The 14,161-nt window shown below is 61.3% G+C and carries 11 protein-coding genes and 4 tRNA genes; 5 read left to right on the forward strand and 10 right to left on the reverse strand.

What is annotated here, in order from left to right; genetic code table 11:
* Window positions 1-44: 44 nt before the first annotated feature.
* The 9 genes from AC0Z8Z_RS03745 to uvrB form a co-directional block, all read right to left on the reverse strand.
* Window positions 45-1,004, reverse strand: coding sequence for a tRNA dihydrouridine synthase (locus tag AC0Z8Z_RS03745; protein ID WP_485617944.1), 960 nt, complete (start codon window positions 1,002-1,004; stop codon window positions 45-47).
* Window positions 1,005-1,079: 75 nt separating this feature from the next.
* Window positions 1,080-1,520 (reverse strand): acyl-CoA thioesterase, encoded by a 441-nt coding sequence (locus tag AC0Z8Z_RS03750; RefSeq protein WP_485617945.1) that lies wholly within the window; start codon window positions 1,518-1,520, stop codon window positions 1,080-1,082.
* 541 nt (window positions 1,521-2,061) lie between these two features.
* Window positions 2,062-2,601, reverse strand: coding sequence for a TetR/AcrR family transcriptional regulator (locus AC0Z8Z_RS03755; RefSeq protein WP_485617947.1), 540 nt, complete (start codon window positions 2,599-2,601; stop codon window positions 2,062-2,064).
* Window positions 2,602-2,800: 199 nt separating this feature from the next.
* Window positions 2,801-2,876, reverse strand: a tRNA-Glu gene (locus AC0Z8Z_RS03760).
* A gap of 54 nt (window positions 2,877-2,930) precedes the next feature.
* Window positions 2,931-3,006, reverse strand: a tRNA-Ala gene (locus AC0Z8Z_RS03765).
* A gap of 51 nt (window positions 3,007-3,057) precedes the next feature.
* Window positions 3,058-3,133, reverse strand: a tRNA-Glu gene (locus AC0Z8Z_RS03770).
* An 83-nt stretch (window positions 3,134-3,216) separates the two neighbouring features.
* Window positions 3,217-3,292 (reverse strand) — tRNA-Ala (locus AC0Z8Z_RS03775).
* 206 nt (window positions 3,293-3,498) lie between these two features.
* Complete coding sequence (gltX, locus tag AC0Z8Z_RS03780) at window positions 3,499-4,980, reverse strand: glutamate--tRNA ligase (RefSeq protein WP_485617949.1); 1,482 nt, start codon at window positions 4,978-4,980, stop codon at window positions 3,499-3,501.
* Window positions 4,981-5,063: 83 nt separating this feature from the next.
* Window positions 5,064-7,079 carry an excinuclease ABC subunit UvrB gene (gene uvrB / locus AC0Z8Z_RS03785; RefSeq protein ID WP_172611757.1) on the reverse strand — a complete coding sequence of 672 codons (2,016 nt, stop codon included), beginning with the start codon at window positions 7,077-7,079 and terminating at the stop codon, window positions 5,064-5,066.
* Window positions 7,080-7,413: 334 nt separating this feature from the next.
* On the opposite strand from uvrB, the gene AC0Z8Z_RS03790 reads away from it, so the two are divergent.
* The 4 genes from AC0Z8Z_RS03790 (at window position 7,414) to AC0Z8Z_RS03805 (ending at window position 12,198) form a co-directional block, all read left to right on the forward strand.
* Window positions 7,414-8,610 carry an amino acid aminotransferase gene (locus AC0Z8Z_RS03790; protein ID WP_485617951.1) on the forward strand — a complete coding sequence of 399 codons (1,197 nt, stop codon included), beginning with the start codon at window positions 7,414-7,416 and terminating at the stop codon, window positions 8,608-8,610.
* Window positions 8,611-9,154: 544 nt separating this feature from the next.
* Window positions 9,155-9,439 (forward strand): hypothetical protein, encoded by a 285-nt coding sequence (locus tag AC0Z8Z_RS03795; protein WP_485617953.1) that lies wholly within the window; start codon window positions 9,155-9,157, stop codon window positions 9,437-9,439.
* Window positions 9,440-9,793: 354 nt separating this feature from the next.
* Window positions 9,794-11,119 carry an MFS transporter gene (locus AC0Z8Z_RS03800; protein ID WP_272629374.1) on the forward strand — a complete coding sequence of 442 codons (1,326 nt, stop codon included), beginning with the start codon at window positions 9,794-9,796 and terminating at the stop codon, window positions 11,117-11,119.
* Window positions 11,120-11,364: 245 nt separating this feature from the next.
* A complete protein-coding gene (locus AC0Z8Z_RS03805; RefSeq protein ID WP_485617954.1) occupies window positions 11,365-12,198 on the forward strand; it encodes an oxidoreductase in 834 nt (277 codons plus the stop codon).
* A 169-nt stretch (window positions 12,199-12,367) separates the two neighbouring features.
* On the opposite strand, the gene AC0Z8Z_RS03810 is transcribed toward AC0Z8Z_RS03805, so the two are convergent.
* Window positions 12,368-13,129 (reverse strand): FadR/GntR family transcriptional regulator, encoded by a 762-nt coding sequence (locus AC0Z8Z_RS03810; protein ID WP_485617956.1) that lies wholly within the window; start codon window positions 13,127-13,129, stop codon window positions 12,368-12,370.
* Between the two features lie 233 nt (window positions 13,130-13,362).
* On the opposite strand from AC0Z8Z_RS03810, the gene AC0Z8Z_RS03815 reads away from it, so the two are divergent.
* Entirely contained in the window at window positions 13,363-14,103 is a 741-nt protein-coding gene (locus AC0Z8Z_RS03815; RefSeq protein WP_485617957.1) for an SDR family oxidoreductase, read from the forward strand.
* The last annotated feature ends 58 nt before the right edge of the window (window positions 14,104-14,161 follow it).

A 14,161-nucleotide genomic window follows, 5' to 3' on the forward strand; every position in this document is an offset into this window, starting at 1 on the left:
ATAGGGACGGCCATTTGCGTTTCAAGAGTCCTCAAAAAAAAAATTCAGGCAGCTTCCGGCACGCTCACACCGAGCATCTGGCTGATCCGCTCGCAGTCGGTTTCGCGGCGCAGGGCATCGAACAGAATGGTCGCTTCGGGGTAGCTTTTGGTCAGCAGGACCACCCATTGCTTGAGCCGGCCCGGTGCCTGAACGCGGGTCATCTTGGCCATGGCCTGCAGCCAGAAGTCTCGCAGCAGCGGCTGCAGCTCGATCCAGGTCATGGGGATGACCTCACGCCCGGCCTGCGCGGCGGCAATCTGCCGGCCCAGGTCCGGACGTGCCACCAGACCGCGACCGATCATGATGTCGCGGGCCCCGCAGATTTCCCGGCAGCGGCGCCAGTCGTCAACGGTCCATATCTCGCCGTTGGCGATGATCGGAATCTTCACCACGTCCTGAATCTTGCCGATCCACTCCCAGTGCGCCGGCGGCTTGTAGCCGTCAACTTTGGTGCGGGCGTGGACGACGATGTGTTCAGCGCCGCCCGCTTCCAGCGCCCGGGCGCAATCAAGGGCCGGCTCGGTGCTGTCGTAGCCCAGGCGCATCTTGGCGGTGACCGGGATGTGTGCCGGCACCGCGCGGCGCACGTGGCTGAGGATGGTGTGCAGCAGCTCTGGCTCTTTGAGCAACACCGCGCCGCCCCGGGACTTGTTGACCGTCTTGGCTGGGCAGCCGAAGTTCAGGTCAATGACCGGAGCGCCCAGTTCGGCCGCGAAAGCTGCATTCTCGGCCAGGCACACCGGGTCCGAACCCAGCAGCTGCACACGCAGCGGCACGCCGGCGCGGGTTTTCGAACCCTGCAGCAGTTCGGACGCGAGCTTGTGGAAGTAATGCTCCGGCAATACGCGCTCGGTCACCCGGATGAATTCGGTCACGCACCAATCGATACCGCCGACCTGCGTCAGCACGTCGCGCAGGATGTCGTCGACCAGGCCTTCCATGGGCGCCAGGGCAATTTGCATGGGTCACACTCGAAAAAAAGTCCGGCAGTTTACGCAGAGGCCGGCGGATTGGATACGGTTTAAGCGCGCCGGACGTCAGGAGATCGCGCTGTGGAGGCCGGCGGCGTATCCGTCGATGAACTCGCTGGGCATGCGCTTGGGTTTGCCCGACGACAGTTCGATGCAGACGAAGGTGGTTTGCGCCCGCAGCAATGTCATGCCGTCACTGGGACGTTTGAGCTGGAAGCGCCGGGTCATTTTCAGGCGTTGGTCCCAGTCGACAATCCAGGTTGCGAGTTGCAGTTGGTCGTCCTGATAGGCGCTGGCCAGGTAATCTATCTCATGCCGGACCACGGCCATGGCACGGTCCAGTCGACGGTACTCCGTCAGGTCCAGGCCCAGTTGCTGCGAATGCCGCCACGCACAGCGCTCGAGCCAGGTGACGTACACAGCGTTGTTGGCGTGACCCAAGCCATCAATGTCCTCCTCGCCCACCTGCAGATCGATGACGAACGGCGTTGCCAGATCCCAGACCATTTCTTCCTGCCTCCTCGGTTCATCCTGCGGGCAGTGTAACCAAAAGCATCGGACAAAACTGATGGCGGGCTTGCCTGACCAGAGATTGAGGGTGTCCCCGCTGGCCCCTTCCCGGCTGAAGCCGGTCCCACTGACTGACCGCGCGCATCTTGTAGGACTGGCTTTAGCCGGGAAGGCGTCAGATGTCACAACGCAAATTGAGGGCGCCTGCACTGGCCTCTTCCCGGCTGAAGCCGGTCCCACTGACTGACCGCCTGTATTTAGTGGGACTGGCTTTAGCCGGGAAGGCGTCGGACGTTACACCGCAAGATTGAGGTTGCTTATGCTGGCCCCTTCCCGGCTGAAGCCGGTGCCACTGACTGACCGCATGCATTTAGTAGGACTGGCTTTAGCCGGGAAGGCGTCGGACGTTACACCGCAAGATTGAGGTTGCTTATGCTGGCCCCTTCCCGGCTGAAGCCGGTCCCACGGTGGCTCACCCGGGACAGATTGATCTACGGTGAAGCGTTGTAAATAAATCAGTCCCCTCCACCTGCCTGACTCAGACCACCGCCGACTTCGCCGCCCTCAGCACCCGATCCGACAGTTCGCCGGGGCCCAGGGCCCGGGCGAGCGCGAGACCACCGACCATCAAGGCGATGTCGGCCAGGGTCTTGTCGGCCTCCTCAGGGCTTGCAGCGAGTTGCGCCACCATCAGTTCGACGTGTTCCGCCAGGGCGCTGCGGAAGTCGGCGGAGAGACGCGCCATCTCCCCGATCGCCGTCGGCAACGGGCATGCATGCTGTTGCGCGTCACGGTGCTTGCGCGACAGGTAGAACGCCGCCAGCAGCGCGCGCCGCTCCTCGCCCGGTAACTGATCGTCGATCGTCGCAACCATCTCTCGGCGCTCGGCCAGCAACTGGCTGAAGGCTTCCAGCATCAGCGCTTCCTTGCTGTCGAAGTGCGCATAGAAGCCACCCACGGTTAGTCCGGCTGCGCCCATGATCTCGTTGACGCTGGGCTCGATCGGGCCGCGCGCGATCAGCGCTGTGCTTGCAGCAGTGAGTATGCGTTCGCGGGTCTGTGCTTTTTTGTCGTTCATGACCGCCTCCGGGATGATGGCGATAATATTATCCTCATCATGTGCGTTGGCAAGGACTCAACCGATGTTTGAGATCAACGACCGGTGGATGAACGACTGGAGAGACATATCAAGGACAAGGTCTGGAACCAGACCCCAAAAAAAACAAAAGGGCCATTCAATAATCGAATGACCCTTGGTCTCGCAGAGCGAGAAATCGTGGCGTCCCCTAGGGGACTCGAACCCCTGTTACCGCCGTGAAAGGGCGGTGTCCTAGGCCACTAGACGAAGGGGACGCAAAACCTTCGAGCAGATTCGTCGGTGATAACATGACGAACCCTGGCAGAAATTGGTGGAGCTAAGCGGGATCGAACCGCTGACCTCCTGCATGCCATGCAGGCGCTCTCCCAGCTGAGCTATAGCCCCGACTTTACGCCTCTCGGCGGAGATCAGCTTTAACGCATCACTCGGTGAAACTGGCGTCCCCTAGGGGACTCGAACCCCTGTTACCGCCGTGAAAGGGCGGTGTCCTAGGCCACTAGACGAAGGGGACGTAACCCTTGCGTGCCGCATCGGTGCTGGTTCCGAAGCGGTACAAGCTTCAAGGCAGTAAAGCGACCCTTGAAGCTTCTAATTTGGTGGAGCTAAGCGGGATCGAACCGCTGACCTCCTGCATGCCATGCAGGCGCTCTCCCAGCTGAGCTATAGCCCCACATTACACTTGCAGAGAACGGTGCGTTACCGCGTGTTTCTGCGTTGCCGTGTGGACGGGGCGCATATTAAGTGCGACCCACAAAGCTGTCAAACTCTTTTTCAAACAATTCCAAAAGAATTTTCCGGGATAACAATCACTTACCGCCTCCCGCAAAAATGCCCCACGCCGGGCCATCCGGCAAATGCCCAATGGCCCGGCGGCGTTCAGCCAATAGCGCCGAGCAGCTTTTCCCACTCTTTATTCTCTTTCTTGGACACGCCGCCCAGCATGTCCAGCGCCTGGCGCAGACGGAAGCGGGTCAGGTCCGGACCAAGAATCTCCATCGCATCGGTCACTGACACCGAGTTTGCCTGACCGGTGATGGCGGCAAACATCAGCGGCATGGCATCGCGCAGCTTCAGTTCAAGGTGCTCGACCACGGCCTGAATGCAACCGGTGATCTTGTCCTTCTCCCACTGCCGCAGGGATTCCAGCTTCCACAGGATAAGTTGAATAACCTGACGCACCTGTTCCGGCGACAACTTCTTGTGCTCAAACAGCTTCACGTCCGGCGTCACGCCACCGGCGAAGAAGAAGCCGCCCAGTGGCGCAATCTGACTGAAGGTTTCGACGCGACCCTGAACGTGGGGCGCGATCTTCATCATGTAGTCGCTGTTGAACGCCCACTTCTGCACGCGGGTGGCGAACTCTTCCACCGGCAGTTCACGCAGCCACTGGCCGTTGAGCCACGACAGTTTCTCGATGTCGAAAATCGGGCCGCCCAGGGAGACGCGGGTCAGGTCGAAGTGTTCGACCATTTCGTCCAGCGAGAACTTTTCGCGCTCGTCGGGCATCGACCAGCCCATGCGGCCCAGGTAGTTGAGCATCGCTTCCGGCATGAAGCCCATGCGCTCGTAGAACGTCACCGAGGTCGGGTTCTTGCGCTTGGACAGCTTGCTCTTGTCCGGGTTACGCAGCAGCGGCATGTAGCACAGCGCCGGTTTTTCCCAGCCGAAGTATTCGTAGAGCAGGATCAGCTTCGGTGCCGACGGCAGCCACTCTTCGCCGCGCAACACGTGGGTGATGCCCATCAGATGGTCGTCGACGACATTGGCCAGGAAGTAGGTCGGCAGGCCGTCGGTCTTCATCAGGACCTGCATGTCCATGCGGTCCCAGGGGATTTCGACTTCGCCACGGAGGATGTCCGGCACCACGCAAATACCTTCGCTTGGCACCTTCATGCGGATCACATGGGGTTCGCCAGCGGCCAGGCGGCGCTCGACTTCTTCTTTCGAGAGCAACAGCGCGCGGCCGTCGTAGCGCGGGGTTTCGCCACGGGCGGTCTGCTCGGCGCGCATCTGGTCGAGCTCTTCGGCGGTGCAGAAACACGGGAAGGCATGACCGGCGTCGACCAGTTGCTGCACGTACTTCTTGTAGATGTCGCCGCGCTCGCTCTGGCGATACGGACCATGGGGACCGCCGACATCGGGGCCTTCGCTCCACTCGATGCCGAGCCAGCGCAGAGCGTCGAAAATCTGTTGTTCGGACTCGCGGGTCGAGCGCAGTTGATCGGTGTCTTCAATGCGCAGGATGAATTCGCCGCCATGCTGCTTGGCGAAGCAATAGTTGAACAGCGCGATGTACGCCGTGCCAACGTGGGGATCGCCGGTGGGCGATGGCGCGATGCGGGTGCGAACGGTGGTCATGGAAAATCCCGGATAGGTCGAACAAGCCGCGAATGTTAACAGGCGCGGCCTGCGCGGCTCCAGTATTCAAGACCCTGCGCGGATCAAACCGCCAACAACCGCTCCCGCAGCTTGCCAATCTCATCACGCATCTGTGCCGCCGCCTCGAACTCCAGGTCACGGGCCAATTGGTACATCTTCTCTTCCAATTGACGAATGCGCTTGGTGATTTCGCTCGGCGAGCGCAGTTCGGCTTCGTACTTGGCGTTCTCCTCGGCAGCTTTGGCCATGCCTTTGCGCTTCTTGCTGCGCGAGCCGGGCACAGTGGCGCCTTCCATGATGTCGGCGACGTCCTTGATCACGCTTTTCGGCGTGATGCCATTGGCCAGGTTGAACGCGATCTGCTTCTCGCGACGACGGTCGGTTTCTTCGATCGCGCGTTCCATGGAGCCGGTGATGCGGTCGGCGTACAGAATCGCCCGGCCGTTGAGGTTACGCGCAGCGCGGCCAATGGTCTGGATCAGCGAGCGCTCGGAACGCAGGAAGCCTTCCTTGTCGGCATCGAGAATCGCCACCAGCGACACTTCCGGCATATCCAGACCTTCGCGCAGCAGGTTGATCCCCACCAGCACGTCAAAAGTGCCCAGGCGCAGATCGCGGATGATCTCGACGCGCTCAACGGTGTCGATGTCCGAGTGCAGGTAACGCACCCGCACGCCATGGTCAGCCAGGTAATCGGTAAGGTCTTCGGACATGCGCTTGGTCAGCGTGGTCACCAACACCCGCTCCTCGATCGCCACGCGCTTGTGGATCTCGGAGAGCAAGTCGTCGACCTGGGTCAGCGCCGGACGGATTTCGATCTGCGGGTCCACCAGCCCGGTCGGCCGCACCACCTGCTCGACCACACGACCCGCGTGTTCAGCTTCGTAGTTACCCGGTGTCGCTGAGACGAAAATGGTCTGCGGGCTGACGTTTTCCCACTCATCGAAACGCATCGGCCGGTTGTCCAACGCCGACGGCAGGCGGAAACCGTATTCCACCAGCGTCTCCTTGCGCGAACGGTCGCCCTTATACATGGCGCCGACCTGGGGCACGCTGACGTGGGACTCATCGATCACCAGCAGCGCGTCTGCCGGCAGGTAGTCGTACAGCGTCGGCGGCGGCGCGCCGGAAGGACGCCCGGACAGATAACGCGAGTAGTTTTCGATGCCGTTGCAGTAACCCAGTTCGAGGATCATCTCCAGGTCGAAACGGGTGCGCTGCTCCAGACGTTGCGCTTCCACCAGCTTGTTGGCGCCGCGCAGGTATTCCAGGCGCTCGTTCAGCTCGGCTTTGATGCCTTCCATTGCCTCCAGGAGCGTTTCCCGCGGGGTTACATAGTGGCTCTTCGGGTAGAACGTGAAGCGCGGCAGTTTGCGAATGACCTCGCCGGTCAGCGGGTCGAACGCCGAAAGGCTCTCGACTTCGTCATCGAACAGCTCGATGCGAATGGCTTCCAGGTCCGATTCAGCCGGGAAGATGTCAATCACGTCGCCACGGACACGGAAGGTCGCCCGGGCAAAATCCATGTCATTACGGGTGTATTGCAGGTCGGCCAGCCGGCGCAGCAAGGCGCGCTGATCGAGCTTGTCGCCGCGGTCCACGTGCAGAACCATGCGCAGGTAGGTTTCCGGACTGCCCAGACCATAAATGCACGACACCGTGGTGACGATGATCGAGTCTTTGCGCTCCAGCAACGCTTTGGTCGCGGACAGGCGCATCTGTTCGATGTGGTCGTTGATCGACGCATCCTTCTCGATGAAGGTGTCCGATGACGGCACGTAGGCTTCGGGCTGGTAGTAGTCGTAGTAGGAAACGAAATATTCGACCGAGTTGTTCGGGAAAAACGCCTTGAACTCGCCGTACAGCTGCGCGGCCAGGGTTTTGTTCGGCGCCAGCACCAGGGTCGGGCGCTGCACTTGCTGAATGACGTTGGCGATGCTGAAGGTCTTGCCCGAACCGGTTACACCGAGCAGGGTCTGGTGCGACAGGCCGGCGTCGATGCCTTCAACCAACTGACGAATCGCCTCCGGTTGATCACCGGCCGGCTCAAAACGGGTAACGAGCTGAAACTCGGACATAAGGTACCTCTGGAGGGGTCACTGCCAGATAAATCCTGCAGCAACGCAATTGAGCACGGACGGCTGATCCCGTTAGGGAAAAGACGTACATAAAAGAAGTGATGGGGCTACAAGTGGAGTCGACTGCGCCAGCTTTCAAGCCACCCTCCCGAGATTAGTCCGCAGCACGGGACTAACGGTCGAAAAATTTCGCCAAAAAGCGGCAAAAACCCGACCTGGCCTGTCGCCCGCACTGTTCCGGGTCTTTATACTAGCTCCCCGTTTGTGCACCGCTCTAGTGCAATCGGCTGGAGCGACGCGACCCATTCACTCCCCAACTCAGAGCCCCCGCACAATGAGCCTGTTCTCCGCTGTCGAAATGGCACCACGCGATCCTATCCTGGGCCTCAACGAAGCATTCAACGCCGATACCCGTACGACCAAGGTCAATCTGGGTGTCGGTGTTTACAGCAACGAAGAAGGGAAAATTCCGCTGCTGCGCGCCGTTGTCGAAGCGGAAGAAAACCGGGTGGCCCAACACCTGCCCCGCGGCTACCTGCCCATCGACGGCATTGCCGCTTATGACAAGGCCGTGCAAGCCCTGCTGTTCGGCGCCGAGTCGCCGCTGCTGGCGTCGGGCCGGGTGATGACGGTTCAGGCGGTCGGCGGTACGGGCGCTCTGAAGATCGGCGCTGACTTCCTCAAGCAGCTTTCTCCCGACGCCGTTGTGGCGATCAGCGACCCAAGCTGGGAAAACCACCGCGCGCTGTTCGAAACCGCCGGTTTCCCGGTGCAGAACTATCGCTACTACGACGCCGCCACCCATGACGTGAACCGCACGGGCATGCTGGCAGATCTGCAGAACCTGCCGTCCGGCTCGATCGTCGTGCTGCACGCCTGCTGCCACAACCCGACCGGCGTTGACCTGACCCAGGAAGACTGGAAGAAGGTCCTTGAGGTGCTGAAGGCCAAGGGTCATGTGCCGTTTCTGGACATGGCGTATCAGGGCTTCGGTGATGGCATTGACGAGGACGCGGCGGCGGTTCGTCTGTTCGCCGACAGCGGCCTGACGTTCTTTGCTTCCAGTTCGTTTTCGAAGTCTTTTTCGCTGTACGGCGAGAGGGTCGGCGCGCTGTCGATTGTGACGGATTCGAAGGAGGAGACGGCGCGGGTGTTGTCTCAGGTGAAGCGTGTGATCCGCACGAACTATTCCAACCCGCCGACCCACGGCGCGTCGATTGTGGCCGCAGTGTTGAGCAGCCCTGAGTTGCGTGCGAAGTGGGAGGAGGAGCTGGGTGAGATGCGCCTGCGGATTCGTGGCATGCGTGAGGAGATGACCCAGCGTCTGGCGAATAATGCGGCGGGGCAGGATTTCAGTTTTGTCGCGCGGCAGCGGGGGATGTTTTCGTATTCGGGGCTGACGACGGCGCAGGTTCATCGGTTGCGCAATGAGTTCGGGATTTATGCGCTGGATACCGGGCGGATTTGTGTGGCGGCGTTGAACAAGGGGAATATCGGGGCTGTTACGGAGGCGATCTTGGCGGTTATCTAAACCGCTGAACATTTAAGATCAAGAGCGTCTGCCTAAGGGCAGACGTTTCGCCTTCGGCGACTTACTTTTGAAAAGCACCAAAAGTAAGCAAAAGTGCCTGCTCTCGGTTGGGCCCGACTTCGTCGGGTTCCTTCACTCCGGTCTCGCTCCGTGGGCCCGCCGCCATCCGCCATCCATGGCGGGGGGCGGCTCTCGCGGCATCCATGCCGCCCGGCCCACGGAGCGAGACCTGCGTTCAGCCTGCACCCAAGTCGCGATTGGCGGTGTCTGGACCTTTTTTGTATGAAGATCAAGATCAAAAGCACGTTTAAAGCACATCAAAGGCTTCCCGGCTGAAGCCGGTCCTACGGACTGCGCATTCGTCATGCTGTGGTCATTCCCGCTGAACGCACGCACTACTGCTGTTAGTGGGACCGGCTTTAGCCGGGAAGGCATCAGTGGGCACGCTGCTAAATTGCCGATCAGCACTTTAATCGAACCCTTGCCCTTCATTGCCCTCGATATCTGTAAGTCCTGTGAACGGGATATGACAGAAGAGGTGCATATGGCTACCCATAACAATGATCAAACCGTCAACCGCAACGACCCGGCGATTAATCCAGAGACGCCGGACAGCAGCCTGGCGCAGAACGATGCGTTGAAGAACCAGGGCGGGTCGCAGAGCCAGTCCGAGGACGGCGCGCAGAGTCAGGAGAACAACGGCAACCTGACGGGCGAGAACAGTTTCACGCCTGATTTCGAGCCTGAAGAGCATGAGTCGCCGGACACCACCAAAGAGGAACGGCAGACCGGCGAGCTGGATAAAGACATTGATACAGCGGGGGGTTGAGGTGATGCTCTGAATGCTTGCCTGATTTCACCCGTAGGAGCCGGCTTGCTGGCGAATGCTGCGTGTCAGCCGACCGTTTCATAACTGACCTGACGCGTTCGCCAGCAAGCCGGCTCCAGTCAGGTGGAGCGTCGCCATTCCCGCAGCTCCGCTATTTTATGCCGTCGCCATCCGCTCACTCTCGCGGATCTTTCATTGCATAGCACACTAACAAAACGGCACCATCACGCTTTCGTCTGCGCCTGCAGACCCGCCTGAAGTTCATTCCCCGGAGCGTTGTCGATAATGGTCCAGCCCGCCACTCAGGATGCGCCGCGCGTCGGCAATAAACTCACCCCTCGCGAGTTTCGCGGCATGGCGGCGATTTTGATGTCAATCGCCCTCGCCACCCTCGATACCGCCATCGCCAACACTGCCCTCCCCGCCATCGCTGCCGACCTGCACGCCTCGCCCGCCGCATCGGTGTGGATTATCAACGCCTACCAGCTCGCTGCCGTCGCCACGCTGCTGCCGTTCGCGGCGCTGGGCGGTGTGCTTGGCCATCGCAAGGTGTATCTGGGCGGGCTGATTCTGTTCGTGGTGTCGTCGGCGTTGTGTGCACTCGCCTGGTCGTTGCCCACGCTGACTGTTGCCCGCGTGCTGCAGGGCATCGGCGCCAGCGCGATCATGAGCGTCAACGCCGCGCTGATCGGCTCGATCTTTCCCCACGAACGGCTCGGGCGCGGGCTGGGCATGAACGCGCTGGTGGTCGGCACGTCGTTTTCCATCGGCCCGACCGTCGCGTCGCTGGTGTTGTCGGTGGCGAGCTGGCCGTGGCTGTTTGCGATCAACCTGCCCATCGGCCTGTTCGCGCTGGTGTTCGCCTGGAATTCGCTGCCCGCGACGCGCCTCGGCACGCTGACCTTCGACCGCGTTACCGCCGTTCTCAACGTCATCACCTTCGGCGCCCTGATCTTCGCCCTGAGTCAGGCGGCGCAGCTGGGTTCGATGGCCAGCGTGCTGATCGCGCTGGCGATCTTTCTGGTGGGCGGCGCGCTGATGCTAAAACGCGAGGTCGGTCACCCTGCCCCGATGTTCCCCCTGGATTTGCTCAAGCGGCCGATGTTTGCGTTGTCGGCGCTGACGGCGTTCTGTTCGTTCGCCACCCAGGGTCTGGCGTTCGTGTCGCTGCCGTTCTTTTTTGAAAGCACCCTGGGCCGCGACCCGATCCAGACCGGATTTCTGATGACGCCGTGGTCGGTGGTGGTAGCGATGATCGCGCCGTTTGCCGGGCGCATGTCTGACCGCTATCCGCCGGGGCTGCTGGGCGGGATCGGCCTGGCGATGCTGTGCCTGGGGATGATTTCTCTGGCGAGCATGCCGGCCGACGCCAGCGTGATGTCGATCATCGCGCGAATGATGCTGTGCGGCATCGGCTTCGGTTTCTTCCAGGCGCCGAATCAGAAAGCACTGATGACCAGCGCGCCGAAAGAACGCTCCAGCGGCGCCAGCGGCACGATTGCGACCGCTCGCCTGATTGGTCAGGCCACGGGTGCGGCGTTGGTGGCCTTGAGTTTCGGCATTTCCAGCACCCACGGCCCGGTGCTGGCGTTGAGCATCGGCGCGGGCTTCGCGGCGGTGGGCAGTGTGGCGAGCGGCTTGCGGTTGGTGACGAAGAACACGGCCAATCCACGAGTTTGATATGCCCACGATGTTGTAGGAGTGAGCTTGCTCGCGATTGCGGCGTGTCAGTTGCAGGTGAGTTGACTGACACACCGTGATCGCGAGCAAGCTCACTCCTACAGGGATCGGCAGCAGCCATCGTGGCATCCAGCCAGAACAGGATCAGGCAATGATCGCGTAGAACTGGGTGATCGGTTTGGGGCGCAAGGTTCCTACCATGGGGGCCTACGATCAACGGCTTCCGCCCCGAGAGGAAACGCGCTATGAGCAAAACCAAAACCCTGTTCATCACCGGTGTCAGCAGCGGCTTAGGCCAGGCGTTGGCGCAACAGGCGCTGGCGGCGGGTCACATCGTGATCGGCACGCTGCGCAATGAAGACGCCGTTCAGGCATTTGAAGCCCAGGCACCCGGCCGCGCCCACGGCGTGCTGCTGGACGTCACCGACTTCGACGCCATCGACCGCGTGGTGGCCGAGGCGGACAACGCATTCGGGCCCATCGATGTGCTGGTGAACAATGCCGGTTATGGCCACGAGGGCATTGTGGAGGAGTCGCCGCTGGATGAATTGCGTCGTCAGTTCGACGTCAATGTGTTCGGCGCGGTCGCGATCATCAAGGCCTTCGTGCCGCTGTTCCGCCAGCGTCGAAGCGGGCACATCCTCAACGTGACCTCCATGGGCGGCTTCATTACGATGCCGGGCATCGCGTATTACCACGGCAGCAAGTTCGCGCTGGAAGGCATTTCCGAATCGCTGAGCAAGGAGCTGAAGCCGTTCAACGTGTTTGTCACGGCCGTGGCGCCGGGCTCGTTCCGCACTGATTGGGCGGGCCGTTCGATGCAACGGACTGCACGGCAGATCGCCGATTACGACGCCAGCTTCGACCCGATCCGCAAGGCCCGCGAAGAACGCAGCGGCAAACAGCCGGGCGATCCGGTCAAGGCGGCAGATGCGATGCTCAAGCTGATTGATAGCCCCAACCCGCCAGCGCATCTGTTGCTCGGCAGCGATGCGTTAAAGCTGGTGCGGGAAAAGCTGGCGCAGCTGGAGGCCGAGTTTGCGGAATGGGAAGAGGTGTCGCGCTCGACGGATGGGTGAGGCGTCATGGAAAGGTGGGCCATGCGCGGTCTGGTGGGAGTGAGCTTGCTCACGAAGGCTCCGGTCCAGCCACTGCATCTTTAGCGGCTGGAAGTCAGCATTCGCGAGCAAGCTCGCTCCCACAAGTTCTCCGCCAGCAGCTACATCTGATATGTTTCCGCTTTACGAGCTACACCCCGCCCCGGCTGAATATCCGGATGACTTCATCCAGATGCCCGGCCATCGCCTGCTTCGCGGCTTCTGCATTCCGGCTTTGCAGGGCGTCGAGGATCAGGCGGTGTTCGTGCTCGGAGCGGAACGGCATGTCGTCGGAGGTGTAGTGCGCCTGTAAGCGCTGGAACATGCTGCCGTACTGATGCCCGAGCAGATGCTTGATCATCAGCGCGTAGGCCGGATTGCCCGAGGCCTGGGCAATGCGGATGTGGAACAGCCGATCGCCCGGGTGGGTGTGGGAATGCTCGCGGTTATCCCGCGCATTGCGTTCGAAGGCCTCGCGGATGGCTTCAAGTTCTTCATCGCTGGCGTTATGCGCGGCCAGCGCCGCCGCTTCCGGTTCGATCAGCCGTCTTGCCTGGAGCAAGGCAAAGGGCGGGATTTCCGCGCTGAAATCCACTTCAATGCCAAGCTCGGGGTCGACGTCCTTCCACTGGTCACGGGTGACCTGGGTCATCACCGGTTCATCGGACAGCACCCGCACCGGCGGTTCGCATACCAGCACGCCGTTGCCCACCCGCACGTCTACAAGCCCGATCACCTCCAGCGCAATCATCGCCTCGCGCACCGACGCCCTGCTCACCCCCAGCATCTTCGCCAGTTCACGTTCGGCCGGCAGCCGGCTGCCTGGTGGAAACTCGCCGCTGTCGATCAGCGCGCGGAGCTGATCGGCGATCTGGCGATAAAGTCTCTGGTTATCAATTACTTGGATTGGCATCGGAAATCGGCTCGGAAAATTACAGCGCACTTGATCGAAAAATGACCTTGTTGCGGTCCATGACAAGTGCTAAAAACAGGACCAATGGCCTGACCATTGGAGCACTGCAGTGAGCGGAGCATAGCAAACCCCACTAGGGTTCGCGTGCATCCAATCCAGCTCATCGCGCGGCCCCGGTTAGATCAACAGACCCCACAGCCGGGTCGTCTCAACAATAAAAACAAGGGATCAACATGGACCTCACCGGTAAGCGAGTGCTCATCACGGCCGCCGCCCAGGGCATCGGTCAAGCCAGCGTCGAGGCTTATCTGAAGGCCGGCGCGGAAGTCTTTGCCGTCGACATCAACGGCGCAGCGCTGGATCACCTCAAAGGCGTGCATAAGCGTGTCCTCGACGTCACCGATCACGCCGCCATCGAACGGCTGGCCGCCGACGTGGGCGCGCTGGACGTGCTGTTCAACTGCGCGGGCGTGGTACACAGCGGCAACATCCTCGAATGCTCCGATGACGACTGGCGCTTCGCTTTCGACCTCAACGTCACGGCGATGTACAAGATGATCCGCGCGTTTCTGCCGGCGATGCTGGCCAATGGCGGCGGCTCGATCATCAACATGTCGTCGGTCGCCTCGGCCATCAAAGGCGTGCCCAACCGCTTCGCCTACTGCGCCAGCAAGGCCGCCGTGATCGGCATCACCCGTTCGGTCGCGGCCGACTTCGTCGGGCAGAACATCCGCTGCAACTGCATCTGCCCCGGCACCGTGGAATCCCCTTCCCTGCGTCAGCGGGTGGCCGATCAGGCGGCGCGCGAGGGCCGCGAAGAGGCCGAGGTGTACGCGGCATTTCAAGCGCGCCAGCCCATGGGGCGCCTGGGCACGCCCGAGGAAATCGCCCAACTGGCGCTGTACCTGGGCTCATCCGCCAGCGGCTTTACCACTGGCACCGCGCAGATCATCGACGGCGGCTGGAGCAACTGAGCCTGCCAAGCCTTGCTTCGACATCAAACCAAATTCTGGTCAATCACCTCTAGAGGAC

Source organism: Pseudomonas sp. 1L-C-7-B-C1, assembly GCF_057291635.1.

Coding starts and splice junctions, on each gene's coding strand:
- AC0Z8Z_RS03745 (WP_485617944.1), bottom strand. CDS start 1,004: ATGCAAATTGCCCTGGCGCCCATGGAAGGCCTGGTCGACGACATCCTG.
- AC0Z8Z_RS03750 (WP_485617945.1), bottom strand. CDS start 1,520: ATGGTCTGGGATCTGGCAACGCCGTTCGTCATCGATCTGCAGGTGGGC.
- AC0Z8Z_RS03755 (WP_485617947.1), bottom strand. CDS start 2,601: ATGAACGACAAAAAAGCACAGACCCGCGAACGCATACTCACTGCTGCA.
- gltX (WP_485617949.1), bottom strand. CDS start 4,980: ATGACCACCGTTCGCACCCGCATCGCGCCATCGCCCACCGGCGATCCC.
- uvrB (WP_172611757.1), bottom strand. CDS start 7,079: ATGTCCGAGTTTCAGCTCGTTACCCGTTTTGAGCCGGCCGGTGATCAA.
- AC0Z8Z_RS03790 (WP_485617951.1), top strand. CDS start 7,414: ATGAGCCTGTTCTCCGCTGTCGAAATGGCACCACGCGATCCTATCCTG.
- AC0Z8Z_RS03795 (WP_485617953.1), top strand. CDS start 9,155: ATGGCTACCCATAACAATGATCAAACCGTCAACCGCAACGACCCGGCG.
- AC0Z8Z_RS03800 (WP_272629374.1), top strand. CDS start 9,794: ATGGCGGCGATTTTGATGTCAATCGCCCTCGCCACCCTCGATACCGCC.
- AC0Z8Z_RS03805 (WP_485617954.1), top strand. CDS start 11,365: ATGAGCAAAACCAAAACCCTGTTCATCACCGGTGTCAGCAGCGGCTTA.
- AC0Z8Z_RS03810 (WP_485617956.1), bottom strand. CDS start 13,129: ATGCCAATCCAAGTAATTGATAACCAGAGACTTTATCGCCAGATCGCC.
- AC0Z8Z_RS03815 (WP_485617957.1), top strand. CDS start 13,363: ATGGACCTCACCGGTAAGCGAGTGCTCATCACGGCCGCCGCCCAGGGC.